Origin of the sequence: Micromonospora aurantiaca ATCC 27029 (assembly GCF_000145235.1) — a bacterium.
Taxonomy (GTDB): Bacteria; Actinomycetota; Actinomycetes; order Mycobacteriales; family Micromonosporaceae; genus Micromonospora; species Micromonospora aurantiaca.
In genome coordinates this window covers 3,542,499-3,567,605 of sequence record NC_014391.1, presented here as the reverse complement: position 1 = coordinate 3,567,605, position 25,107 = coordinate 3,542,499, and the positions used below count along the sequence as shown (strand labels likewise).

The following is a 25,107-nucleotide window of genomic DNA, read 5'->3' as shown; positions in this document are numbered from 1 at the left end:
GCAGCGGCGGGCCGGTGTCAGGGCAGGTGGCGGACGTGCCGGTGGCCGTCCCGGGGGAACGGCGGGCGGGCCGGCAGCACCTCGGCGAAGACGTACCCGCTCTTCTCCGCCACCCGGCAGGAGGCCGGGTTGTCGACCTGGTGCAGCAGCTCCAGGCGGGTCAGGCCGGTGGCGGCGAACCGGGCGAACGCCCACGCGGTGACCGCCTCCACCGCCCGTGGCGCGACGCCCCGCCCGCGTGCCGGCGCCGCCGTCCAGTAGCCGATCTCGGCGGACGGGCGTCCCGGGCGGACGTCCTTGAGCACCACGCAGGCCGCCACCCGGTCCTCCTCCAGCACCGCGAACATGAACCGGTGCCCTGCGGCCCAGCCCTGGTGGCTGCGACGCAGGAACACCTGCGCCTGCGCCGGACCGGTCACCGGATGCCTGGTCCAGGCGCGCAGCACCGGATCCCGGTACGCCTCGATCAGCGCGCCGGCGTCGCCGTCGCGCCACGGGCGCAGCAACAGGGCGGGTGCGGTCGGGGTGGCCGGCGCGGACAGCACGATCGACATGCGGCAAGTATCACCGCCCTCGACCCGATCACGTGACCCGCGCAACACCCCACCAGCGCCCCACGGGCACCCGCGGACGGCGGCAACCGGCGTAGGGTCCGGTTCACGGTCGGCAACGGGGAGGCGACGTGGTCACTGTCGGCGCGGTCCTGGGAATCGCCCTTGTGGCGCTCGGTCTGGTGCTCACGCCCGGGCCGAACATGGTCTACCTGGTGTCCCGGTCGGTGACGCAGGGGCGGCGGGCCGGGCTGGTGTCGCTGCTCGGCGTGGCCGTCGGCTTCCTGGTCTACCTGGCCGCCGCGGTGGCCGGTATCGCCACCGTGTTCGTGCTGGTCCCGCCGCTGTACACGGCGGTGAAGCTGGCCGGCGCGGCTTACCTGCTGTGGCTGGCCTGGCGGACGCTGCGCCCCGGTGGCGCGTCGGCGTTCACCCCGGCGCCGCTGCCGCCGGACCGGCCCCGGCGCCTGTTCACCATGGGCCTGGTCACCAACCTGCTCAACCCGAAGATCGCCATCCTGTACGTGTCGCTGCTGCCGCAGTTCGTCGACCCGGCGCGCGGGCACGTGGCGGTGCAGAGTCTGCTGCTCGGCCTGACCCAGATCGTCGTGGCGCTGACCGTGAACGCGCTCATCGTGCTGAGCGCCGGTTCGGTGTCGGCGTTCCTGACCCGACGGCCGGGCTGGGCGCGCGTGCAGCGGTGGGTGATGGGCACGGTGCTGGCGGCGCTCGCGGTGCGGATCGCCGCCGACCGCTCCCGCGCCGCCGTCGCCACCCCCTGACCCGGGTACGCACCTCAGCGCCCGAGGACGTCCCGCCGCCAGAGCCGCGTCACGGGGTCTTCTCGCGTACCACCGCCACGGCGCCCGGCGCCACCGTCAACTCGCCGTCGACAGCCGCGCCGGTGAGCAGTTCGAACCCGGCAGCCGGCACCCGCTGCGGCCGGTCGGTGTGGTTGAGCAGATAGAGCAGGCCGTCGTGGCGGCGTACCGCCTCCACACCCTCGGGCGCGCCGGGGCAGGCCGGGGCCACACCGGCGAGCCGGGCCGCCTCGGTGAGCAGCCGCCGGTACGTGTCGTCGTCGGGGCGGGTGGAGACGTACCAGGCGTACGCGTCGCCGACCCGGTTCCGGGTGATCGCGGGACGGCCCGCCGGCACTCCCCCGGCGTACGCGCTGACCGTCTCCGCGCCGGCCGGGTGCACCGTCTCCGACCAGATCCGGCCGGTCCCGCCGCCGGTCAGCGGCACGTGTTCGTCGTCGGCGAGGGGGTGGAACTCCTCCACCCGCACGCCGAGCAGATCCCGGTACGCGCCCGGGTAGCCGCCGAGGCGTACCCGGGCGTGCTCGTCGGCGACGCCGCTGAGCCAGGTCACCAGCAGGTGCCCGCCGTCGTGGACGTGCCGGCGTACCCAGTCGACTGTGGCGTCCGAGGCCAGATAGAGGGCGGGGAGCACGAGCAGCCGGGCGCCGTCGAGCGGGGCGCCGGGCGGCACCACGTCGGCGGTGACGCCCGCGTGCCACAGCGCCCGGTGCACGGCGGCCGCCTCGCCGGGGTGGTCGAGTCCGTCGCGGGGCATTCCCGGGTGCCGCAGCGCCCAGCCGCTCGCCGCGTCGTACGCGATGGCCACCGCCGCCTGGACGCGGCCCGGCGCGGCCCCGGCGAGCCGGCCCAGCGCGGCGCCCAGGTCGGCGGCCTCGCGGAACACGCGGGTGTCCGGCCCGGCGTGCGAGACGACGGCGGAGTGGAAGCGTTCCGCGCCGCCGGCCGGTGCGCGCCACTGGAAGAACATCACCCCGGCGGAGCCGCGCGCGATGTGGGCGAGGCTGTGCCGGATCATCCGGCCGGGTTCCTTGGTGTGCATGCGCCCGGCGGTGTGGATCTGGTTGGGCGCGCTCTCCATCAGCAGCCACGGCACCGGCCGTCCGGCGCCGTGGCGGGCCCAGCCGCGGGCCAGGTCGGCGGCGAACGCGGTCTGCTCCTCCGCGCCCAGGTCGGTGGCGGACGGGTAGTGGTCGATCGCGACCAGGTCGACCTCGCGCGCCCAGCGGGCGTGGTCGACCGGCACCCAGTCGCCGAGCACGTAGTTGGTGGTGACAGGCACCGCCGGGTTCGCCGCGCGCAGCAGGTCCCGTTGCTCGGTGTACGCGGACAGCAAGGTGTCGGACCAGAAGCGGCGGAAGTCGAGCAGCTGGCCGGGGTTGGCGAGGTACTGGGTGGCGCGGGGGGTGCCGACCTGCGCCCAGTCGGAGTAGTGCTGGCTCCAGAAGCTGGTGACCCAGGCGTCGTTCAGCGCGTCGAGGTCGCCGTACCGGGTGGTGAGCCAGTGGCGGAACGCCGTCTCGGCGTGCGGGCAGTGGCAGGTGGTGCCGTACTCGTTGTGCACGTGCCACAGCGCGAGCGCCGGGTGGTGTGCGTAGCGGGCGGCGAGCACCTCGGCGATGCCGCGGGCGGCGTCCCGGTACGCGGGCGCGGCGGCGCAGTAGGTGTCCCGGCTGCCGTGGTGCAGGCGAACGCCGTCGGCGGTGAGCGGCAGGGCGTCCGGGTGGCGCAGCGAGAACCAGGGTGGCGGCGACGCGGTGGGGGTGGCCAGGGCGGCCCGGATGCCGCCGGTGTGCAGCAGGTCCAGCACGTCGTCGAGCCAGTCGAGTGTGTAGCGGCCGGGTTCGGGTTCCAGCCGGGACCAGGCGAACACGCCGACGGTGACGAGGTTGACCCCGGCGGCGCGCATCAGGGCGACGTCCTCGCGCCACACGTCGGGCGGCCACTGCTCCGGGTTCCAGTCGCCGCCGTAGCAGAGCCGGCCGTCGTCCCACAGCGCTTTAGTTGGCATCCCGGCCAAAATAGGAACAGGTGAGACGGAAAGTCAATGCCGTCGATCATTGACAGTTAGTTGGGCTTCCAAAGAAACTGGCGGGACCGCCCGTGGACGCCGCGAGGAGACGCCCATGCCGTACCGCCCGCCGCTGGTCCCGTACGAGACGTTCGTGGCCGACCCGCCCGACCTGCCGGTCCGCGCCCCCGGCGAGGAGGGCGCCGACGACGTGCTGCGGGCCGAGGTCGCCGCGACCGACGCGCAGGGGGTCACGCTCACCGCGACCTGCGCGTCCGGCCGCACGCTCGCCGCGCGCGTCGAGGCCGCCGGGGACGGGATCATCCGGGTACGCCTCGCCGACGACCTCTCGGTCCGCAGCCGGTCCGCACGGGCACTGACGCTGGTCCACCCGCAGCCGCACCCGGCCACGGTGACTGTCACCGACGGGCGCGTCCGGGTGGGTGCCGGTGGCGTGGTCGCCGAGGTGCGCCTGGACCCGTGGGGGTTGCGCTTCCTCACCCCCGACGGTCGGCTGCTGCTGGCCGCCGACGGCGGCACCCGGGACATCAGCGGTCGCCGCCGCACGCTGCCGCTCGGCCGCTCCACAGTCGACGGGGAGCCGGTGGCCTGGCACGAGAGCTTCGTCGCACCCGGCGACGAACGGTTCGTCGGCTTCGGCGAGAAGTTCACGCCGCTGGACAAGCGCGGCCAGCGACCGCTGATGTGGAACTTCGACGCGTTCGGCGGCGAGTCCGACCGCTCGCACAAGAACGTGCCGTTCTACCTGTCCGACCGCGGCTACGGCGTCCTCGTCGACAGCGGACTGCCGGTGCAGTTCGACGTGTGCGCGAGCACCCACAGCAGCGTGCAGATCCTCGTCCCGGACGACCTGCTCGACTACTACGTGCTGGCCGGACCCACCCCGGAGCGGGTACTCGACCGGCTCGACACGCTGACCGGACGGCCGTACCTGCCGCCGAGATGGGCGTTCGGCGCCTGGATCTCGTCGGGCTTCTTCCCGGACAGCCAGCAGCGCGTGCTGGAACGGGCCCGGCGCATCCGCGAGCGGGACATCCCCTGCGACGTGCTGCACCTCGACTGCTACTGGCAGGTCGCCGGGCACTGGTCGGACCTGCGCTGGGACGCCGACGCCTTCCCGGACCCGGACGGCATGCTCAAGGACCTCACCGAGCAGGGCTTCCGGGTGTGCCTGTGGATGAACCCGTACCTGATGACCGGCAGCCCGCTCTACGCCGAGGCCGAGGCCGCCGGGTACTTCCTGCGCCGCCCCGACGGCGGCACGTACGTCGCCGACACCTGGCACGGCAGCTACCCGGAGTGCGCCATCGTGGACCTCACGAACCCCGCGGCGGTGCGCTGGTTCCAGGGCCTGCTGCGGCCGCTGCTGGCGCAGGGCGTCGCGGCGTTCAAGACCGACTTCGCCGAGGGCGTGCCTGCGGACGCCGTCGCGCACAACGGCATGACCGGCGTGGAACTGCACAACGTGTACGCGCTGCTGTTCAACGACGCGGTCGCCGACGTCACCGAGGAGGTCGCAGGGCACCGCACGGTGTGGGCGCGCTCGTCGTACCTGGGCGGGCAGCGGCACAGCGCCCAGTGGAGCGGCGACGTCAACGCCACCTGGCCCGGCATGGCCAGCACGCTGCGTGGCGGCCTGTCCCACGGGCTGTCGGGCGTGCCGTTCTGGAGCCACGACACCGGCGGTTTCCACGGCACCCCCGAACCGGACCTGTACGTGCGCTGGACCCAGTTCGGCGCGCTCTCCCCGCTGGTACGGCTGCACGGCACCACCAGCCGCCTGCCGTGGGAGTTCCCGCCCGAGGCGGAACGGCACGCGGTGGACGCGCTGCGGCTGCGCTACCGGCTGCTGCCGTACCTCTGGTCGGTGGCGGTGGCGAGCGCCCGCACCGGCGGCCCGATGCTGCGGGCGCTGCTCGTCGACACCCCTGACGACCCGGCCGCCTGGACCGCCGACCTCCAGTACCGCCTCGGCCCCGACCTGCTGGTGGCGCCGGTGCTCGACCCGTCCGGCGAGCGTGCCGTCTACCTGCCGGCGGGCGACGACTGGCTCGACGCGTACACGGGGCAGCGGCACCCCGGCAGCCGGCACCTGCGGGTGAGCGTGCCGCTCGATCGGCTGCCGCTGTACGTGCGGCACGGCGCGCTGATCCCCACGGTGACGCCCGCGGCGACGGTCGGGACCGGCGCGTTCCGGGACGTCACGCTGGTGGCATGGGGCGGCGTGGACGGCGTGAGCATGGTGCACGACCCCGACGGCGACACCACGATCACCGCCGTGCGCGACGGGGACACGCTGCGTGTACGCGTGGACGGGCCGCTGGACGTACGGCGGGTCAGCGTGGTCGGTGAGGATCCGCCGCGCCGGGTGGTGCTCGACGGCGAGCCGGTCCCGGTGACGCCGTTCGCGCCGTGGTTCGGCGGCGGAGACCGGCCGGCCGGAATCTCGCCCATTTAGTTTAAGCTGTAGCCGAACTCGGGGCCGGGCGCAGGAGGCGGGCAGTACGTGATCAGCATCGACCGGCCGACGGCCGACCTCGGCGACGTGCGGGTGACCAACCGGGCCGCTGTGCTCCGGCACGTCCGCCGGCATGCCCCCTGCTCCCGGGCCGACGTGGCCGCGCACACCGGGCTGAACAAGGCCACCGTCTCCAGCCTGGTCGCCGAGCTGATCGAGCACGGCCTGCTGCGGGAGACCGGGCTGACCGAGAACCGGGTGGGCCGCCCGGCCACCATGCTCGTGCTCGACGGCTCCCGCTACGTCGGGCTCGGCCTGCGCGTCGGCGCGGACGAACTGGTGGCGGTCGCCGCCGGACCGGGCGGCGACCCGGTGCTCACCTGGCGACGGGCGTTCCCCGCCGCCACCGCCGGTCCCGAGGAGACGGTGAAGGCGCTCGCCGCGCTGGTCCGGCGCGCCGTCACCCGGATCGGCGCCGACCGCACCGTGCTCGGCCTGACCGTTGCCGTACCAGGGCTGGTGGATCCCGACGGCGACGTGCCGGCCGCCCCGGCGCTGGGCTGGCGCGGCGTGCCGCTTGCGGCGTCGGTGCGCCGCGCGCTACGCGACCCGGGTTTCCCCGTCGCCGTCGACACCGAGGCCAACCTCGCCGTGCTGGCCGAGCGGCGGCACGGCCCGTACGCCGCCACCACCGATCTGGTGCACCTCACCGGCGGCCCGGCGATCGGCGCGGGCCTGATCAGCGGCGGCCGGCTGCTGCGCGGCGGCCGGGGCTTCGCCGGGGACGTCGGGCACCTGCCGCTGGCCGCTGACGGCCCGGCCTGCGACTGCGGGCGGCGCGGCTGCCTCACCGCGCTGCTCGGCGTGGACGCGGTGATCCGCCGGCTGCTACCAGACGCCGGGCCGGTCACCGACCACCTGCCGGAGATCGAACGGATCCAGGCCCTGGCCCGCGCCGGGGACGAGCCGGTACGGACCGGGCTCACCGAGATGGGCCGGCTGCTCGGGCAGGCCGTGTCGGTGCTGTCCGGGCTACTCGACCCGGAGGTGGTGGTGGTCGGCGGTCACCTGGCGGCGCTCGCGCCGTGGCTGCTGCCGGCCGCCCACGCCGAACTCGCCGCCCGCACACCGGTCCCACCCGGCGTGCGGCTGGAGGCCAGCACGCTCGGGTCCGCGGCCGGCGCGCTGGGCGGGGCCACCGCCGCAATGGCCACAGTGGAGGCAGGACGCCTGCCCGCCGGATGACCCCTTGACCGCACCCGCCGGGAGGTGTCAACCTCGGTAGCGCCGCGTTCCGGGACCGGGCAACCTGCGAAGCGGCGTGTTTTTCGGCGGTTGTCGAAGCGCTTCACCACCGCTCCGGGCCGACACCGCCGACCCCCACCACCACCCCTTTTCGCGTACGCGCCGCCGCATCACCGGCTCGTTAGTCGAAGCGCTTCGACGAACGAGCGGCAGCACGTACGCCGACCGGAGGCGCCCACCATGACCGACCCCGTCCCCCACCGTCTCGTCGACCTGCTGGCCCGGCTCACGCTGCCGGAGAAGCTCGGCCTGCTGCACCAGTGGCAGGCGCCGGTGCCCCGGCTCGGCCTGCGCGCGTTCCGCACCGGCACCGAGGCGCTGCACGGCGTCGCGTGGCTCGGCACCGCCACCGTCTTCCCGCAGGCGATCGGCCTGGCCGCGACCTGGAACCCGGACCTGATCCGGGCGGTCGGGGCCGCCGTCGGCGACGAGGTGCGGGTCAAGCACCGGGCCGACCCGGACCGCGCCGGCCTCAACGTGTGGGCACCGGTGGTCAACCCGCTGCGCGACCCCCGGTGGGGGCGCAACGAGGAGGGCTGGTCCGAGGACCCGTGGCTGACCGGCCGGCTCGCCACCGCGTACGCGCTGGGGCTGCGCGGCGACCACCCGATCCGGCTGCGGACCGCGCCGACGCTCAAGCACTTCCTCGGCTACAACAACGAGACCGACCGGGCCACCACCTCCAGCGACTTGCCGCCCCGGGTGCTGCACGAGTACGAGCTGCCCGCGTTCCGCGCTCCCCTGGCGGCAGGTGCGGCGGTGGCGGTGATGGCGTCGTACAACCTGGTCGACGGCGTGCCAGCGCACCTGAGCCCACTGATCGAGGGTGAGCTGCGCGGCTACGCCGACGACGAGATCATGGTGGTGGGTGACGCCGGGGCGGTCGGCAACATCGCCGGCGTGCAGGAGTACCTGCCCGACCACGTGGCGGGCTTCGCCGCCGCGCTGCGTGCCGGCATCGACAGCTTCACCGAGGACGACGAGGACAGCGCCCCCACAGTGGAGCGCCTCACCGAGGCGCTGGCGCGCGGACTGATCGAGCCCTCCCACGTGGACCGGGCGGTACGGCGGATCCTGTCCGTGCGGTCGCGGCTGGGCGACCTGGCCCCGGACCCCCACGACGACGTGCCGCCGGACACGCTCGACAGCCTCGCCCACCGGGAACTCGCCCGCGAGGCCGCCCGCCAGTCGGTGGTGCTGCTGCGCAACGACGGCCTGCTGCCGCTGCGCCCCGGCACCCGGGTCGCGGTGTTCGGCCCGCTCGCCGACACCGTGCTCACCGACTGGTACAGCGGCACCCCGCCGTACACGATCAGCCCGTACGCCGGGCTGCTCGGACGGCTGCCCGAGGTGACCACCCACCCCGGCACCGACCGGATCACCCTGCACGTCGGCGACCGCGCGGTACGCCACGACGACGGCCCGCTGGCGCTCGGCGACACAGCGGCCGAGTTCGACGTGGTCGACTGGGGGCAGGACGTGGTGGCGCTGCGCGCCGTGGACACCGGCCGGTACGTCGGCGCCGACGACACCGGGGGCCTCGCCGCCGACCGCGACGGACCGGGCGGCTGGGTGGTACGCGAGACGTTCCGCCTGCACCACCGGCCCGACGGCACCGCGCTGCTGCACCACCTGGCCACCGGCCGGCACGTCGGCGTCGCACCGGACGGACGGCTGAGCGTCGCCACCGGCGACCCGGCCGTGTTCACCGTGACGCTGCTCGTCGACGGGGCCGCCGCTGCCGCCGCGCTCGCGGCCGAAGCCGACGTGGCGGTGGTGGTGCTCGGCAACCACCCGATGGTCAACGGCCGGGAGACCGAGGACCGGGCCGACCTGGAGCTGCCCACCGGCCAGGCCGAGTTGCTGCGGGCCGTGCACGCCGCGAACCCGCGGACCGTGCTGGCGCTGACGAGCAGCTACCCGTACGCGGTGGGCTGGGCGCAGGAGCACGTGCCGGCGGTGCTGTGGAGTGCCCACGGCGGACAGGAGCACGGCAACGGGCTGGCCGATGTGCTGCTCGGCGCCGCCGACCCGGGCGGGCGGCTCACCCAGACCTGGTACGCCGACGCCGCCGAACTGCCCGACCTGCTCGACTACGACGTCATCGGCGCCGACGCCACGTACCTGTACCACCGGGGTGAGCCGCTGTACCCGTTCGGGCACGGGCTCAGCTACGCCACGTTCGACTACGCTGACCTCCGGTTGAGCACCACCACGGCGCGCGCCGGCGAGGAGGTGGAGGTGAGCGTCGAGGTCACCAACACGGGCCGCCGCCCGGGCACCGAGGTCGTGCAGCTCTACACCCGGCAGCGGCGCTCCCGGGTCAAGCAGCCGCTGCGGCAGTTGCGCGACTTCGCCCGCGTCACGCTCGACCCGGGCTGCGCCGCCCGGGTGACGCTGCGGCTGCGTACCGCCGATCTGGCCTGGTGGGACGAGACCCGCGCCGCGATGGTGGTGGAGGACGCCGTCCACTCCGTGCTGGTCGGCCGGTCCGCGCGGGACATCCGGCTCGCCGGCGCGCTGACAGTGACCGGCGGCGACGCCACCGCCGAGCCGGCGGGCTCCCGCATCGGGGCGGTCCGGTGAGCGGCCGGACCCCGGGTGAGCAGGTCACCATCGCCGACGTGGCCCGGCACGCCGGGGTGGCCGCCAGCACCGTGTCGTACGTGCTCAGCGGCAAGCGCACCATCTCGGCCACCACCCGGGGACGGGTGCTCGCCAGCGTCCGCGCGCTCGGCTACCACCCGCACGCCGGGGCCCGGGCGCTGGCCAGCCGCAAGGCCAACGTGATCGCGCTGGTGCTGCCGCTGCGTACCGGCATGCAGGTGCCAGTGGTGATGCGGTTCGCCACCGCCGTGGTCACCACCGCCCGGCGCTACGACCACGACGTGCTGCTGGTCACCGCCGACGAGGGACCGGCCGGGCTGCACCGCATCGCCGGCAGCGCGCTCGTCGACGGCGTGCTGCTGATGGACGTGGAGCTGGAGGACTCCCGGGTGCCGCTGCTGCGCGAGCTGGCGCTACCCGGCGTCCTGATCGGGCACCCTGCCGACAGCACCGGGCTGGCCTGCGTGGACCTCGACTTCCGGCGCGCCGGTGAGCTGTGCGTGGAACACCTGGCCGCCGCCGGGCACCGGCGGATCGCGCTGCTCGGCGCCCCCGCCGCGGTCTACGACCGGGGCACCGGGTTCGCCCACCGCACCCGCGCCGGGGTACGCGCCGCGGCCGAGCGGCTCGGCGTCGACGCGGTGACCCGGCCCTGCGAGGAGGGACCGGCCGCGGTACGCCGGGACCTGGAGGCGCTGCTCGCCGACCATCCGGACGTCACCGGGCTGGTCGTGCAGAACGAGTCGGCGGTCGGGCCGGTGCTCGCCACGCTGCCGCTGCTGGGCCGCCGGGTGCCCCGCGACGTGTCGGTGGTCGCGATCTGCCCGGACGAGCTGGCCGAGCAGTCAGGGCTCACCTGCGTGCCGGTGCCCGCCGAGGAGGTCGGACGGCAGGCGGTGGCGTTGCTGATGCGGCGCCTGAACGGCGAGCCGGTGCCGGAGGTGACGCTGCTGGAACCGCACCTCACCGTGCGGGACACCAGCGCCGGCCGGTGACGGCGCACCGCATCCACGACACCGTACCGGCCGACGACTGGACGGACGCGTTCCTCACCGGCAACGGCGAGCTGGGACTCATGGTCCACGGGCGGCCGCACGCGGAACGGATCGTGGTGAACCACCACCGGCTCGTCCTGCCGAACGGCACCCGGGACGCCCGCGCGCCCGAGCTGGCCGGCCGGATGCCGCACATCCGCGCGCTGGTGCTCGCCGGACGCCGGGCCGAGGCCGCCCGGCTGCTCACCGGCGGCCGGGAACTGGAGTGGACCCAGTCGTTCCACCCCGGGTACGCGCTCACAGTCGACGCCGCGCCCGGACCGGTACGCGACTACCGGCGCGACACCGACTTCACCACCGGGGAGGTGACTGTCGACTGGTCGGGCGGGCGGCGGCGCTGCTTCGCCTCCCGCGCCGACGACGTGGCGGTGCTTCACCTCGACCAGGGCGACTGCGTGGTCGGGGCGACGGGTGAGCTGCCCGGCAAGCCGGCCGACGTGGTGTACGAGCACGCCGCGTACCGCCGCGGCGGGCTGGTGTTCCTGCGGGTCCGCGCCCGCTATCCGGACGCCGGCGGCGCGTACGGGTTCGAAGGGCTGACGTTGCTGCGCGGCGACGTGACCGTCGACGGCGACCGGGTGCGGGTACGCGGACCGGCGCTGCTCACCACGCTCGTGGACCGGCCCGGCGCGCCGCCGTGGCGTACCCGGGCCTCGGAGGGGCGGCTCGCCGCGCTGACCGGGGACTACGACACGCTGCTGGCCCGGCACGTGCCGCGCCATCTCGGCCCGTACACCCGGGTCGGCCTGGACCTCGGCGTGCCCGCCGCCGACCGGGCGCTACCAGTCGGTGAGCTGCTGGCCCGGCAGGCCGCCGCGCCGGACCGGCTGGACCCGGCGCTGCTGGAACGGCTGTTCCACGCCGGCCGGTACCTGCTGTTCAGCGCCAGCGGGGTGCTGCCGCCCCGGCTGACCGGGCTGTGGCTGGGCTCCTGGGACGCCGCGTGGGCCGGTGACTTCACCACCGACGCGAACCTGAACCTCCAACTGGCGGGCGCGAACGTGGGCGCGCTGCCCGAGGTGACAGCCGCGCACGCCCGGCTGGTCGCCGCGCAGGTGGACCACTGGCGCGCCAACGCCCGCACGGTGTACGGGGCGCGCGGGCTGCTGGCACCCAGCCGCACCGACGGCGAGCACGGGCACCTGTTCCACGTCCACCCCGACTGGCCGTTCACCGCGTGGCTGGCCGGCGCGGACTGGCTGCTGCACCCGCTGCACGAACACCACATGGTCACCGGTGAGCCGCTGGGCGAGGTGGCCGGCTGGCTGGCCGAGGTGGCGGACTTCTTCGCCGACGTGCTGACCGTCGTGGACGGGCGGCCGGCGCTGGTGCCGTCGTACTCGCCGGAGACCGGCCCGTACGACGACACCGGCCGGGTCGCGCCGGTCGCGGTCAACGCCACCATGGACGTCGCCGCCGCCCGGCACGCGCTGCGGCTGGCCGCCGAGGTGACAGGCGATGACCGGTGGGCCGGGGTGCGGCCGCCGGACTACCTGGTCGACGGGCGCGGCGCGCTCGCCGAGTGGGCGTGGCCGGGCAGCACCGGCGACGAGGACCACAGGCACGTCAGCCACCTGTATCCGGTGTGGCCGCTGCACGAGATCGACCCGGACGACACCCCGGAACTGGCCGCCGCCGCGCACCGGGCGCTGACGCTGCGCGGCGACGAGAACCGGTCCGCGCACGGCAGCCTGCACCGGGCGCTGGCGGCGGCACGGCTGCGCGACGGCGAACTGGTCGCGGCGAACCTGCGCAAGATCCTCGGCGCGGACATGTTCTTCCGGTCGTTGATGAGCGCGCACAACCCGGGCCGGACCACGTACAACGCCGACGCCGCGCACGCGCTCCCGGCGGTGCTGATCGAGTCGCTGGTGCAGTCGTGCCCGGGAACGCTGCGGCTACTGCCCGCGCCGCTACCGGGCCTGTCCTCGGGCACGCTGCGCGGCATCACCTGCCGGGGCCGGGTCGTCGTCGAGGAGCTGACCTGGACGCCGGGCCGGGTCCGGGCGCGGCTGGTGTCGCCGGTGGCGCAGCGCGTAGTCGTGCACGCGCCCGGCGGCCACCGTGCGGTGACGCTGACCCCGGGCCGGCCGTACGAGGTGGCGTTCGGCTAGAGATTGTCGGGCTGGTGCAGCGCCGGGTGACTCTGTCCCGGCGCGGCGTACCAGGGCGGGGCGTCGTCGGTGAGCGCGGTGCCGATCCGCAGCCGCGCCCAGTCGTCCAGGTCGGGCAGCGCGTCCGGCGCGAACCAGGCCACCGCCAGCGACTCGTCGCCGTCGGCCGCCGGTGCCCCGCCGACCGCCCGGCAGCGGAACCAGATGTTCAGGTATTCGCAGGCGTCGCCGTTGGGGTAGACCACCGGGTGGGTGGCGACACCGGCGAGCCGGTCGATCGCCACCTTCACGCCCGTCTCCTCGTGGACCTCCCGCACCAGCGCGTCGGCGGGCTGCTCGCCCGGGTCGACGGTGCCCGCCGGGACCGACCAGCGGCCGTTGTCGCCCCGGCGGGCCAGCAGCACCCGTCCCGCGTCGTCGGTGACCACGCCGCTGACGCCGTACAGCATGAGCAGGTCGTGGCCGACGTGGCGGCGCAGCCGGGCGATGTAGGGCGAGACGGCCATGGCGAGCAGGCTACCGGCGGTCCTGCCGGTGCCGCCGGACCATGCCCTCGGCCAGCGCCGCACCGTCCAGGTCACCGGCGGCCAGTCTTGTGGCGACGGTACGGCGCACCATCCGGTCGGCCAGCGCCGGAGCGTGCCGGGCCAGCGCCAGTTCGATCCGGCCGCGCCGGGTGGTGGCGACGTCCCGTGGCGCGCGCCGGGCGGTCGCGGCGCGCAGGATCGCGGCCACCACCCCCTCGACCGGCTCCGGGCGGGACACCCCGCTCAGCGACAGCCCGGCCGCCACGGTGCTGTCGTGGATCGGGGAGGCGACCATGCTCGGGTAGACGACGCTGACGCCCACGTGGGTGCCGACTTCGTGGCGCAGCGCGTCGGCGTACGCGACGAGCGCCCGCTTGCTGACCCCGTACGCGGCGGCCAGCGGCAGCGGCAGCACCGCCATCCGGCTGGCCACGAAGATCACCCGGCCGCGGGCCGCCTCCAGGGCCGGCATCGCGGCGGCGGTGGTCCGCCAGGCGGCGAGCAGGTTCACCTCGATCTGGCGGCGTACCACCTCGTCCGGCGGCAGCTCGGCGGGCGCGGGCCCGCCGACACCGGCGTTGTTGACGAGCAGGTCCAGCCCGCCGAGCCGGTCGACGGCCGCGGCCACCGCCGGTGGCGTCGCGGCCGGGTCGGTCAGGTCGACGCCGAGCACCGGCGGTGTGACGTCGGGGTCGGCGTGCAGGTCCAGCCCGACCACGTGGGCGCCGGCGGCGGTGAGCGCCGCGCCCAGGTGCTGCCCGAACGTGCCCCGGGCGCCGGTGACGAGCACCCGCCGTCCGGCCAGCCCGCTGCCACGGCCCGGCGCGTTCACTCCGGTCCGCTCACGGCCTGCCGCGCTCATCGGGCCGCTCCGGCGCGGCGCCGCCCGGCGGCCAGTTCGCGGCCCAGTTCGGCCAGGTAGACGTCGAAGTCCACGCGCATGTGCGGGCGGCGCTGCCCCCACCGGGCGGTGGCGGCGCGCAACTCGTCGCGGCAGGCGGCGGCCTGCCGGGCCGGATCCGGTGGCGTCCAGGTGCCGGCCAGGCGCGCGGCCACCAGCCGGGCCTGCGCCTCGACCAGGGGGAACGCCGCGCCGGTGGACTGCATGAGCCCGACGAACGCCAGACCGGGGGCGTCCAGGTGGAACACGTGCCGGTACAGCGGCAGCCGGTCGGCGCCGTCGCCGAGCAGCGCCGGGTCGAGGAACGGCACCTCCACCCGGTAGCCGGTGCACCAGACGACCAGGTCGATCTCGTCGTGGCGGCCGTCGGTGAACTCGACCCGGTCGCCGTCGAAGCGGGCGATGCCGGGCCGGGCCTGGATGTCGCCGTGGGTGAGCCGGGACAGCAGCGCGTCGGACAGCGTCGGGTGGTCCTGGAGGAAGCCGTGCGCCGGTGCGGGCAGCCCGTACCGGGTGGGCGGGCCGACCGCAGTGGTGATCATGGTCTGGCTGATCCGCTGCCGCAGCCGCCAGGGCAGCCGCCGGGCCAGCGCGCCGTTGAGCGTGTCCGACGGGCGGCCGAGCAGGTACTTGGGCACCACCCACACGCCGCGGCGCAGCGACAGCAGCGTGCGTTCGGCGGCGTACGAGGCGTCGACGGCGATGTCCATGGCCGAGTTGCCGCCACCGACCACGAGGACCCGTCGCCCGGCGAGCTGTTCCGGGCCGCGGTAGTCGTGGCTGTGCATCTGCTCGGCGGCGCACTCGCCCGGGTACGGCTCGGGTCGCTTCGGCACCCGGTTGTGCCCGTTGGCGACCACCACCGCCTCGACGTCGACCTCGACCGGGCCGTCCGGGCCGGTGGCCCGCACCCGCCAGCCGTCGCCGGTGCGGGTGACCTGCTCGACGGTGTGCCGCAGCCGTACCGCCTCGCGCAGCCCGAACCGGTCGGCGTAGTCGCCGAGGTAGCCGGCGACGCGGGCGTGGTCGGGGTAGTCGGGCCAGTCGGCGGGCATCGGATGGTCGGCGAACTCGGTGCGCCCCTTGCTGGTGTTCAGGTGCAGCGTCCGGTACGCGGGCGAGCCGGGGGCGCCGTACACCCAGAGGCCGCCGAGCGTGTCCGCCGCCTCGAACGCCACCGCCGGGACACCGGCGTCGGCGAGCGCCTTGAGCGTGGCCAGCCCGGCGGCTCCGGCGCCGACGACAGCGACCCTGGGTGTGGCCATACCCGCCTCCTTAATCCAACGACTGATGGATAATCCCCGGAGCGCGGGCCGGCGTCAAGGGCGGGTGTCTCCCGGGCCGCCGGCATACAGCGCGTCGAGGAATCGGTGCACGAACGCCCGGAACTCCCGGCGCTCCCGAGCCCCCGAGCCGGTCCCGGCGGCGAGCGCCACCACGTGCCCGTGCACCGCCCAGACCAGGGAACGCACCGTCACGTGCGGGGTCGGCTCGGTCAGCGCGCCGGCCCCGGACGCCGCCACCAGCAGCTCCTCGACCAGCCCGTACAGCGGGGCGGCGTAGCGGCGGTCCAGCTCGCCGTGCCGCTGCGGCTCCAGCCAGCGGCGCAGCCACAGCGCGGTCGTCTCCGGCCGGTCCTCCAGGAAGTCGACGAACACGTCCACCAGGTCGTGCAGCGCCCGCAGCGCGTCCTGCGGGCCCGCTGCCAGGGCCGCCCGGGCGCGTTCCCCTGCTGCCTCGATGACCTCCCGCTCGGCGCTGAACACCCGGGCGAAGCAGGCGTCGTAGAGCTGCGCCTTGGTGCCGGTGTGGTGCACGACGGTGGCCGCGTCCACCCCCGCCGCGGCGGCGACGTCGCGGACGCTCACCGCGTCGAAGCCCCGCTCGGCGAACAAGGCGGTGGCGGCGGCGAGCACCAGGTCACGGGTCGGCCGCTGGTCGTCGCGGCGGGGCCGGCCCGGACGGCGGCGAGGCATGGTCATCCGGCCATTGTTACCCCTACAATCCAGCAACCGTTGGATTGGGGGCGGCGCGCCCCGAGGACAGGAGACCGCCATGACCGGGCTGGATCAGCGCTCCGACGCGGTCACCCTGCCGCGCGGCCCGCTCGTCGGGTTCGCCACCGGCTCACTCGGCATGGGCGTCTGGGTCACCGTGCCCGGGCTGCTGCTGCTCTACTTCCTGACCGACGTGCTGGCGGTCGCGCCGTGGCTCGCCGGGCTCACGCTGCTGCTGCCGAAGATCGCCGACGTGCTGCTGCACCCGTGGATCGGGCACCGCTGCGACGTGGAGCAGGCCCGCCGGGGCCACCGCCGCCGGCTGCTGCTGGCCGGATGTGCGCTGCCGCTGGCGTTCGCCGCCCTGTTCGCGGTGCCCGGCGGCCTCACCGGCGCCGCCGCGGCCGGCTGGGTGGCGGTCTTCTTCGTCGCCGGCAACCTGCTGTTCGCCGCGTACCAGGTGCCCTACCTGGCGACCCCGGCGGACCTGCGGATCGGCTACCACGAGCGGACCCGGCTGATGGCGTTCCGGATGGTGGTGCTGACGCTCGGCATCCTGGTCTCCGGACTGCTCGCGCCGCTGCTGGCCGGCGGCGACGACGCCACACGCGACGGTTACCTGCGGATGGGCGTGGTGCTGGCGGCCGGGATGCTCGCCGCGATGCTGGTCGGCGTCGCCGGGATCGGCCGGCTGCGCCGCACCGCCGCCGACACGGCCCCGCCGCACGGCCCGGGCGGGTGGCGGGCGCTGGCGGCGAGCCTGTGGGACCGGCAGTTCCGCTGGCTGGTCGGCGCGTACCTGGCCATGTCCACCACCACCCACCTGGTGCTCGCCGGGGTGCCCTACTACGCCGAGTACGAACTGGGCCGCCCCGGACTCACCACCGTGCTGGTGGCCGCGTTCGTCGCACCCGCGCTGCTGGTCACCCCGGGCTGGCTGGCGGTGGCGCGGCGGATCGGCAAGCAACGTGCCCTGCTCGCCGGGCAGGCCGCGTTCGCCGCCGGGTCGCTGGTGCTGGCGATCGGCCGCCCCGCCGGACTGCCGGTCCTGGTGGCCGCCGTGGCGGTGCTCGGGGTGGCGTTCGCCGGCATGCAACTGCTGCCGTTCTCGATGCTGCCCGACGTGATCCGCGCGGCAGGCGGCACCGAGCGGGCCGGCACGTACACCGGGGTGTGGACCGCCACCGAGGCCACCGGCGCCGCGCTCGGCCCCTACGCGTACGCGCTGTGCCTCGCCGCCGGCGGGTTCGTGGCCTCGACCGCCGGGCAGACCGTGACCCAGTCCCCGACCGCGCTGGACGCGCTGCGCTACGGCTTCGGGCTGCTGCCCGCCGCCGTGATGGTGGTCGCCGTGCTGCTCCAACGCCGCTACACCCTCGACGGCGCGGCCCGGGCGGACGCCGCCGGATAGACTTCGCCCCCGATGGACGCCGAGCCCGCCACCGACACCCGACCCTGCGCCCACTGCGGACGCGACGTGCCGCAGCGCGTCGGCGCGGGCCGCCCGTTCCGCTACTGCCGGGACAACGACGGCGCCTGCCAGCGGGCCGCCCGCAACTCGCGGATGCGTCACCGCAACTCCCCCGGCCTGCCCGGGCAGGTGGCGCGCACCTGGGAGGCGGTGGACCGGCTCGACCAGATCGTGGAGACGCTCACCGAGGCGCTGCACGCCGAACTGTCACCGGCCGGTGTGGAGCGGCAGCTCGCCGAGCTGCGCGCGGAGACGTCGGCGCAGGTCGCCGCCGCGCACGCCGAACGCGACGAGGCCCGCCGTGAGGCCGAGGACGCGACCGCCGCGGCGGCCCGGGACCGGCAGCAGGCCCGCGCCGCGTACGCCGACCGCGACACCGCCGCCGAACGCGCCGAACGGGCGGAGGCCACCGCGTCCGCCGCCACCGAGCGGGTCGCCGCGGCCGAGGACGCCCGCGACGCCGCGCGCGCCGAGGCGGGTGCCGCGCAGGCGCTGCGGGTGCAGGCCGAACGCGACCGCGACGCGGCCCGGCACGAACTGCGCACGGTACGCACCGAACGTGACGCCGAACGCCGCCGCGCGGCCGAGCTGACCGCCGAGCGGGACGCCGCCCGGGCCGACGCCGAGCGGGCCACCCGATCCGCCACCGAGGCCCTGGACCGGGCCGAACAGGCCCGCGCCGAGGCCGACCGGGCGCGCGCCGACGCGCAGGCCGCCCAGGGGCGGGCCGCCGAGGCGGAGCGCACGGCCCGGACCGCCGCCGAACGTGCCGACGCCGAGGCCGCCGCCGCGCGGCAGGCCCTCGCCGAGCGGGACCGCGCCGACGCGGCACGCGCCGACGCGGAGGCGGCGCTGGAACGAGCCCGTGCCGAGGCTGCCGCTTCCGTCGAGCGCGCCCGTGCCGACATGGCCGCCGCGGTGGAGCAGGCTACGGCCCGTACCGCCGAGCGGGACGCGGTCGCCGCGGAGCTGGCCGACGCGCGGCGGGCCGCGAGCGCCGCCGAGGCCCGGGCGGCCGACCTGGCCGCGCGGACGGCGGTGATCGAGGCCGACCGGGACGCCGCGCAGCGCCGGGCCGGGCAGCTCGCCGACCAGGTGAGCGATCTGGCGACGGCGCTGGCGCGGCTCGGCACGCGTACCGGCTGAGGCGGCCACGGGCTGGGAACGGGGCAGCGCCGCACCCGGTCGGGCGGCGAGGATCGGGGCATGGGAAAGACGTACGAGCGCATCGACGGGCGGCTGCGGGACTTCATCGAGGCGCAGCCGATGTTCTTCGTGGCCACCGCCCCGCTGTCAGGTGACGGCACCGTCAACCTGTCCCCGAAAGGGCTGCGCGGCTGCTTCGCGGTGCTCGACGAGCACACCGTGGCGTACCTGGACTTCGCCGGCAGCAACGCCGAGACCATCGCCCACCTGCGGGAGAACGGCCGGATCACGCTGATGTGGTGCGCGTTCGCCGGCCCGCCGAACATCGTGCGGGTGCACGGGCGCGGTGAGCCGGTGTTCCGCGACGACCCGCGCTGGCCCGGCCTGCTTGCCCACTTCCCGGACATCGACCCGGGTCCGCACGGGCTGCGGGCGATCATCGTGGTGCGCGCCGAGCTGGTCCGCGACACCTGCGGCTACGCGGTGCCGTTCATGACCTACGACGCCGACCGTGACCTGCACGAACGGCGGTTCGCCCGGGAGGACGACGTGTCGCTGAGCGCGTACTTCGCCGGCAAGGACCACGTCGCCACCAGCATCGACGGGCTGCCCGGCCTGCCGTTGCCGCTGCCGCCGACCCCGGCGGGGTGAGCGCTGTCAGTGGATGCCGGCCATCAGGTGCCGGATCTGGCGGGTGAACATCACCGCGGCCAGGCCCAGCACCACCGAGGCCAGCCCGAAGGTCAGGAAGTAGACCGGCTGGGACCAGGTGCCGGCCAGCCGGGCCACCTGACCGCCGATGGCGTCGCCGACGGCGGTGGCGAGGAACCACAGGCCCAGCATCTGGCTCGCGTACTTGACCGGGGCGAGTTTCGTGGTGGCGGACAGGCCGACCGGGCTCAGGGACAGCTCACCGGCGACCTGGATCGCGTACACCGCGACGAGCCACAGCGGTGAGACCAGGTCGCCGCCGACGGCGGCCTGCGCGGCGGCGGCCATCAACACGAACGACAGGCCGTTGAGCACCAGGCCGACGGCGAACTTCGTGGGCGTGGACACCCGGTGGCCGAGTTTGAGCCACAGCGCGGCGGCCAGCGGCGCGCCGATGATGATGAGGATCGGGTTCACCGACTGCAACCAGGACGCCGGGAACGTGAACCCGCCCACCGACCGGTCGGTCTGGTCGGCGGCGAAGATGTTCAGCACCGACCCGGCCTGGTCGTAGATGAGCCAGAACGAGGCGGCGAACAGGAACAGCCACACGTACGCCTTCATCCGGCTGCGTTCGGTGCCGCTGATCTCCCGGTCGGTGAGGATCCGCGCGAAGTAGCCGACTGTCACCAGCACCGTCACCACTGTGAGCAGGTTGACCACCGTGTCGACGGTGAACCAGCCGGCCACCAGCAGCACCAGCAGGACGGCGAGCACCACGACGCTCGCCACGCCGACGCGGGTCAGCGCGCGCCGCCGGTCGGCGCCGAGCAGCGGGTCCGCCGGGCGGGCACCGGCTTCGCCGAGGTTGCGGCGGCCCAGCACGTACTGGAGCACGCCGAAGGTCATGCCGACCGCGGCGGCGCCGAACCCCAGATGCCAGTTGATCTTCTCGCCGAGGAAGCCGGTGATCAGCGGCGCGATGAACGCGCCCAGGTTGATGCCCATGTAGAAGATGGAGAACCCGGCGTCGCGGCGCGGCGAGTCCCGCTCGTACAGGTCACCGACCATGGTGGAGATGTTCGGTTTGAGCAGGCCGGTGCCGAGCACGATCAGCGCCATGCCGGCGAACACGCTCCACCCGGTGGGGATCGCCATCACGTAGTGACCGGCGGCGATCACCACGCCGCCCCACAGCACGCTGCGCCGCGCGCCGATCAGCCGGTCGGCGACCCAGCCGCCGGGCAGCGCCATCAGGTAGACCATGGCGTTGTAGGTGCCGTACACGGCGTTGGCGCTGGACTCGCCGAGGTTCAGTCCGCCGTCGGCGACCGCGGCGGTCAGGTACAGCACGAGGATCGCCCGCATGCCGTAGAAGCTGAACCGCTCCCACATCTCGGTGAGGAAGAGCGTGGACAGCGCGCGGGGGTGACCGAAGAAGGTCTTCCCGGCTGGTGGTCGGGCCCCGACCGGCGCGTCACTGCTCATCGTCACCTCCGGCACGCAAACAGGTGGGTAACATCCCCGTTGACAGGCGAAACACTCCACCGATTCGGCCCGGCCGGGGACGACCCCGCCGGGCAGCTGTCATGGCCGGTTACCCTTGACACTCCCGACCCGCGTACGGCCCTGCCGCCGCGGGCCGGGGAATGGGCGAGCGGTGACCGGTCGTTACACCTGAAGACCAGCACCACGAACGAGGGGAAGTCGATCATGGGCGAGCGCATGCTGCGCGGTAGCCGGCTGGGAGCGGTCAGCTACGAGTCCGACCGCAACACGGAGCTCGCGCCGCGTCAGACCCGCGAGTACCTCTGCGCCAAGGGCCACCAGTTCGAGGTGCCGTTCGCCGTCGACGCCGAGGTCCCGACGACCTGGGAGTGCAAGTTCGACGGCAGCGTGGCCCGTCTGGTCGACGGCACCGAGCCGGAGCAGAAGAAGGCCAAGCCGCCGCGTACCCACTGGGACATGCTGCTGGAGCGGCGCTCGATCGCCGAGCTGGAGGACATCCTCGCCGAGCGGCTCCAGGAGGTCCGCACCCGCCGCGGTCGTGCCTGAGCACCTCCCGCAATGACCGAAAACGCCCCCGGGATCACCCGGGGGCGTTTTTCGTTGCCCGGGCAGGCACGGCCCCGCCACTTCGGGGAGGTGGCGGTATCAAGCGTGCCTTGATGCCGCCATCTCCCCGAACTTGTGCCGATCATGGGAGGGCGGGTTGGTTGTGGGCTGCTGATCCGCCGCGCGTGGGCCGATCCGGGTGCCGGGCCGGTGACCGGGCCGCCGGCCCGGGGAGGCGGCGGGGTCGGGCGCGGTCCGATGCCACCACCTCGGCGAACTGGAGTTGATCAAGCTGACGGCGCAGCGGGGGCGCGTCAGCGGTCGACGATCTCGCCCTCGATGGCCTTGCCCGGGTCGGTGACCGGCTGCGGCGACGGCGCGGGACCAGGCGACGGGGCCGGCGCGGGCTCCGGGGTCGGCTGCGGCGCACCCCGGTACACGCGCACCCGGCGCGGCCCGAACAGGTCACCGGCGACCATCGACGACACCCGGCGCTCGGTGGCCCGGCGCACCCCGCCACCGGCCAGCCGGCGCAGCGGCGGCACCAGCAACAGCAGGCCCACCACGCCACTGACCAGGCCCGGCAGCGCCAGCAGCAGCGCGCCCAGCAGACCGACAAGCCCATCGGTCACCTCCGGGCCCGGCGGCCGGCCGGCCTGCGCCGCCGCGCGGAAGCCGCGCCACGCCCGCATGCCCTCGCGGCGCAGCAGCACCAGACCCAGCAGGGACGCCCCGAACACCAGCAGCACCGCCACGCCGAACCCGACGGCCCGGCCGACCAGCACGAAAACGGTCAGCTCCAGCAGCGCGAGCAGCAGCAGGGCCGGTGGTACGTACTTCAGTCCTCGGCGCATCTCACCTCATCAGCCCGGGGTCATCACGCCCCTCAAGCATGACACGCCCTCGCTCAAGGCCAGCGCGCGAGCGCGTCCGGGCGTGACGGCGCGGTCGCCAGGCGGTCCCGCACCCCCCAGCGGGTGACCCGCCACAGCGCCTCCGCCACGATCAGCGGGCTCATCTTGCTGTCGCCGTGTTCCCGCTCGGCGAACGTGATCGGCACCTCCACGATCCGCACCCCGGCGCGGTGCGCCAGCCGCGACAGCTCCACCTGGAACGCGTACCCCTGGGACCGCACCGAACCCAGGTCGATCGCGTCCAGCGCGCTGGCCCGGTACACCCGGTAGCCGCCGGTGGCGTCGCTGACCGGCATGCCCAGCGCCAGCCGCGCGTACAGGTTGCCCACCCGGGACAGCAGCAGCCGCCGCCACGGCCAGTTCAGCACCCGCGCGCCGCGCGTCCACCGGGAACCGATCACCACGTCGGCGTCGCGGGCGGCGTGCAGCAGCGCCGGCAGGTCCTCCGGGGCGTGCGAGCCGTCGGCGTCCATCTCCACCACTGCGTCGTAGCCGCGCGTGCGCGCCCAGGCGAACCCGGCCAGATAGGCCGCGCCGAGTCCTTCCTTGCCGGCCCGGTGCAGCACGTGCACCCCCGGATCGCCGTCGGCGATCGTGTCGGCGATCGCGCCGGTGCCGTCGGGGCTGTTGTCGTCGGCGACGAGGACGTCCACCGCCGGCGCCGCCTCGCGTACCCGGGCGACGATGCGCCCGACGTTGTCGGCCTCGTTGTAGGTGGGGATGACCACCAGGACCCGCCCCACCCCGGGATGGCCGACCGTCCGCCTGTCGGCTGCCACGCCCACCGTCGCACCGCCTCTCGTCGGCTCAGCCGGGAGCGACCTCCCGGCGGCGGCGCAGCACGGCCGCACCGGCCAGGGCCGCGACCGCCAGCGCCGTCAGCGCCACCTCCGGCCACACCCCGGCAGTGGTCGCCGGGGTACGCCCGTTACCGAGTTCCATCTGCCGCACCACCACCGCGGCGGTGTTGAACCCGGTCGCACCGTCTACCCGCCCGTCCGGGGAAACGAACCCGGACACACCGACCGTGGAGGCCATCAACGCGGCCCGGCCGTGCTCCACGGCCCGCAGCCGCACCATGGCCAGCTGCTGGCGGGCCTCGGCCACGTCGAACGTGGCGTTGTTCGTCTGCACCACCAGCAGCTGCGCGCCGCCGGTGACGGTGTCCCGGACGATGCCGTCGTAGGCGACCTCGAAGCAGATCACGTCGCCGAGGACCGCCGGGCCGGTGTTCAGCACGCCGGGACGGTCACCGGCTACGAAATCGGACCGGACCCGGTCGACCTGGGAGCTGACCTTGCGGGCGATGGACCGCAGCGGCACGTACTCGGCGAACGGCACCGGATGCCGCTTCGTGTACACCTGGCCCAGATCCGGGCCGGTGCCCGGCCGCCACAGCAGCCCCGCGTTGCGCACCTCACCCCGGCCGGGCCCGACCAGCACCGCACCGACCAGGATCGGCGCGCCGATCGCGTCGGCCGCCTGGGAGATCCGCTCCCCCGCGCCCGGGTTGCGCAACGGGTCGATGTCGCTGGAGTTCTCCGGCCACACCACCACGTCCGGACGGTCCTGCCCGCCCTCGGCGACCCGACGCGCCAGCTCCAGCGTCGCGTCGACGTGGTTGTTCAGCACCGCCTGCCGCTGCGCGTTGAAGTCCAGCCCGAGACGCGGCACGTTGCCCTGCACGATCGCGACGGTCACGGTGTCGCCCGCGCCGCGTACCCCGGTCGGCACGGCCGTACCGGCGGCGAGCAGCGCCACCAACGCGGCGGTGAGCCCGGCGACGGGCCGCCACTGCCCGGGCGCACGCCGCCAGTCCCGCCACGCGGCGGTGACCAGCAGCCCACCGGCGACCGCGACGGCGAACGTGACCAGCGGGGCGCCGCCGAGCGCCGCGAGCTTCAGCAGCGGCGACGTGTCCTGGCTGAACGCCAGCCGCCCCCACGGGAACCCGCCGAACGGGGTGCGGTCACGCAGCGCCTCCTGCCCCACCCACAGCACACCGGTGAGCAGCGGCCACGCCGCCCGGTGCCGGTCGGCGAGCGGCGACACCCAGGCGGTGGCGGCGCCCAGCAGCGCCAGATAGGCGGCCTGCAACAGCGACAGCAGCGCCCACGGCAGGTAGCCGGTGTGCAGGTTCGTCCACTCCAGCAGCGGCGCGAACAACGCCACCCCGGTCAGAAAGCCCAGCCCGGCGCCGGCGCGCAGCCGCCGCCGGTGCACCGCGGCGGCCAGCAACGCCACACCGGCCGGCGCGAGCGGCCACCACCCGTACGGCGGGAACGCCAGCAGCAGCGCCACCCCGGCCAGCACGGCGGCCGGCACGGCGAACGTCAGCGGCAGGGGACGCGCGCCGCCGTCACCGGGTGCCCCGTCGGTGGCACGCGGCTGTTCCCGGTCCAGCGTCGTCACCGGCTTCTCCCCACGATCACGGGCCGAAGGCTACCCGCCCGTACCGGTCGTCGGCCCGCGCCCCTGCGCCGCCGATCGGACAACAGCGCC

20 protein-coding genes are annotated in these 25,107 nt (G+C 75.1%); 10 read left to right on the top strand and 10 right to left on the bottom strand.

The window, feature by feature from the left end; all coding sequences use genetic code 11:
- Nucleotides 1-17: 17 nt before the first annotated feature.
- Nucleotides 18-554 (bottom strand): GNAT family N-acetyltransferase, encoded by a 537-nt coding sequence (locus MICAU_RS15670; RefSeq protein WP_013286304.1) that lies wholly within the window; start codon nucleotides 552-554, stop codon nucleotides 18-20.
- A 128-nt stretch (nucleotides 555-682) separates the two neighbouring features.
- On the opposite strand from MICAU_RS15670, the gene MICAU_RS15665 reads away from it, so the two are divergent.
- Nucleotides 683-1,333, top strand: coding sequence for a LysE family translocator (locus tag MICAU_RS15665; protein ID WP_013286303.1), 651 nt, complete (start codon nucleotides 683-685; stop codon nucleotides 1,331-1,333).
- A gap of 49 nt (nucleotides 1,334-1,382) precedes the next feature.
- On the opposite strand, the gene MICAU_RS15660 is transcribed toward MICAU_RS15665, so the two are convergent.
- Nucleotides 1,383-3,383, bottom strand: coding sequence for a beta-galactosidase (locus tag MICAU_RS15660; protein ID WP_013286302.1), 2,001 nt, complete (start codon nucleotides 3,381-3,383; stop codon nucleotides 1,383-1,385).
- 115 nt (nucleotides 3,384-3,498) lie between these two features.
- Between MICAU_RS15660 and MICAU_RS15655 the strand changes: the two genes are divergently transcribed.
- From MICAU_RS15655 to MICAU_RS15635, 5 genes are all read left to right on the top strand, one after another.
- On the top strand, nucleotides 3,499-5,862 hold the full coding sequence (locus MICAU_RS15655) for a TIM-barrel domain-containing protein (protein ID WP_013286301.1): 2,364 nt from the start codon (nucleotides 3,499-3,501) through the stop codon (nucleotides 5,860-5,862).
- Nucleotides 5,863-5,910: 48 nt separating this feature from the next.
- Nucleotides 5,911-7,107: an ROK family transcriptional regulator gene (locus tag MICAU_RS15650; RefSeq protein ID WP_013286300.1), complete on the top strand. Its 1,197-nt coding sequence runs from the start codon at nucleotides 5,911-5,913 to the stop codon at nucleotides 7,105-7,107.
- Nucleotides 7,108-7,347: 240 nt separating this feature from the next.
- Nucleotides 7,348-9,753, top strand: coding sequence for a beta-glucosidase family protein (locus tag MICAU_RS15645; RefSeq protein ID WP_013286299.1), 2,406 nt, complete (start codon nucleotides 7,348-7,350; stop codon nucleotides 9,751-9,753).
- On the top strand, nucleotides 9,750-10,769 hold the full coding sequence (locus MICAU_RS15640) for a LacI family DNA-binding transcriptional regulator (protein ID WP_013286298.1): 1,020 nt from the start codon (nucleotides 9,750-9,752) through the stop codon (nucleotides 10,767-10,769). Before MICAU_RS15645 ends, MICAU_RS15640 begins: the two co-directional genes overlap by 4 nt.
- The gene (locus tag MICAU_RS15635) at nucleotides 10,766-12,943 is read left to right on the top strand and encodes a glycoside hydrolase family 95 protein (RefSeq protein ID WP_013286297.1); all 2,178 of its coding nucleotides are present in this window, start codon (nucleotides 10,766-10,768) and stop codon (nucleotides 12,941-12,943) included. The genes MICAU_RS15640 and MICAU_RS15635 overlap by 4 nt, the downstream gene beginning before the upstream one ends.
- On the opposite strand, the gene MICAU_RS15630 is transcribed toward MICAU_RS15635, so the two are convergent.
- The 4 genes from MICAU_RS15630 to MICAU_RS15615 are packed head-to-tail and all read right to left on the bottom strand — an operon-like array spanning nucleotide 12,940 to nucleotide 16,353.
- A complete protein-coding gene (locus MICAU_RS15630) occupies nucleotides 12,940-13,449 on the bottom strand; it encodes an NUDIX hydrolase (protein WP_013286296.1) in 510 nt (169 codons plus the stop codon). The genes MICAU_RS15635 and MICAU_RS15630 overlap by 4 nt on opposite strands.
- Before the next feature lie 10 nt (nucleotides 13,450-13,459).
- On the bottom strand, nucleotides 13,460-14,332 hold the full coding sequence (locus MICAU_RS15625) for an SDR family NAD(P)-dependent oxidoreductase (protein WP_013286295.1): 873 nt from the start codon (nucleotides 14,330-14,332) through the stop codon (nucleotides 13,460-13,462).
- Nucleotides 14,329-15,636 (bottom strand): flavin-containing monooxygenase, encoded by a 1,308-nt coding sequence (locus MICAU_RS15620; protein WP_013286294.1) that lies wholly within the window; start codon nucleotides 15,634-15,636, stop codon nucleotides 14,329-14,331. The genes MICAU_RS15625 and MICAU_RS15620 overlap by 4 nt, the downstream gene beginning before the upstream one ends.
- A 54-nt stretch (nucleotides 15,637-15,690) precedes the next feature.
- A complete protein-coding gene (locus tag MICAU_RS15615) occupies nucleotides 15,691-16,353 on the bottom strand; it encodes a TetR/AcrR family transcriptional regulator (RefSeq protein ID WP_235437406.1) in 663 nt (220 codons plus the stop codon).
- A 73-nt stretch (nucleotides 16,354-16,426) separates the two neighbouring features.
- On the opposite strand from MICAU_RS15615, the gene MICAU_RS15610 reads away from it, so the two are divergent.
- From MICAU_RS15610 to MICAU_RS15600, 3 genes are read left to right on the top strand one after another with little or no spacing between them, the layout of a single operon-like run.
- A complete protein-coding gene (locus MICAU_RS15610; protein WP_013286292.1) occupies nucleotides 16,427-17,779 on the top strand; it encodes an MFS transporter in 1,353 nt (450 codons plus the stop codon).
- A gap of 12 nt (nucleotides 17,780-17,791) precedes the next feature.
- The gene (locus tag MICAU_RS15605; protein ID WP_013286291.1) at nucleotides 17,792-18,985 is read left to right on the top strand and encodes a hypothetical protein; all 1,194 of its coding nucleotides are present in this window, start codon (nucleotides 17,792-17,794) and stop codon (nucleotides 18,983-18,985) included.
- A 60-nt stretch (nucleotides 18,986-19,045) separates the two neighbouring features.
- Nucleotides 19,046-19,636 carry a pyridoxamine 5'-phosphate oxidase family protein gene (locus MICAU_RS15600; RefSeq protein WP_013286290.1) on the top strand — a complete coding sequence of 197 codons (591 nt, stop codon included), beginning with the start codon at nucleotides 19,046-19,048 and terminating at the stop codon, nucleotides 19,634-19,636.
- 6 nt (nucleotides 19,637-19,642) lie between these two features.
- Here the strand turns inward: MICAU_RS15600 and MICAU_RS15595 are convergent, their stop codons facing one another.
- Nucleotides 19,643-21,124 carry a peptide MFS transporter gene (locus MICAU_RS15595; RefSeq protein ID WP_013286289.1) on the bottom strand — a complete coding sequence of 494 codons (1,482 nt, stop codon included), beginning with the start codon at nucleotides 21,122-21,124 and terminating at the stop codon, nucleotides 19,643-19,645.
- A 225-nt stretch (nucleotides 21,125-21,349) separates the two neighbouring features.
- Here MICAU_RS15595 and MICAU_RS15590 point away from each other — a divergent pair, with 225 nt between their 5' ends.
- Nucleotides 21,350-21,691, top strand: a complete 342-nt coding sequence (locus MICAU_RS15590) for an RNA polymerase-binding protein RbpA (RefSeq protein WP_007070998.1) — start codon at nucleotides 21,350-21,352, stop codon at nucleotides 21,689-21,691.
- Between the two features lie 314 nt (nucleotides 21,692-22,005).
- On the opposite strand, the gene MICAU_RS15585 is transcribed toward MICAU_RS15590, so the two are convergent.
- The 3 genes from MICAU_RS15585 to lnt are packed head-to-tail and all read right to left on the bottom strand — an operon-like array spanning nucleotide 22,006 to nucleotide 25,008.
- Nucleotides 22,006-22,545, bottom strand: coding sequence for an FxsA family protein (locus MICAU_RS15585; protein ID WP_013286288.1), 540 nt, complete (start codon nucleotides 22,543-22,545; stop codon nucleotides 22,006-22,008).
- A gap of 53 nt (nucleotides 22,546-22,598) precedes the next feature.
- Nucleotides 22,599-23,390: a polyprenol monophosphomannose synthase gene (locus tag MICAU_RS15580; protein ID WP_013286287.1), complete on the bottom strand. Its 792-nt coding sequence runs from the start codon at nucleotides 23,388-23,390 to the stop codon at nucleotides 22,599-22,601.
- Nucleotides 23,391-23,412: 22 nt separating this feature from the next.
- Nucleotides 23,413-25,008, bottom strand: a complete 1,596-nt coding sequence (gene lnt, locus MICAU_RS15575) for an apolipoprotein N-acyltransferase (RefSeq protein ID WP_425311450.1) — start codon at nucleotides 25,006-25,008, stop codon at nucleotides 23,413-23,415.
- Nucleotides 25,009-25,107: the final 99 nt, after the last annotated feature.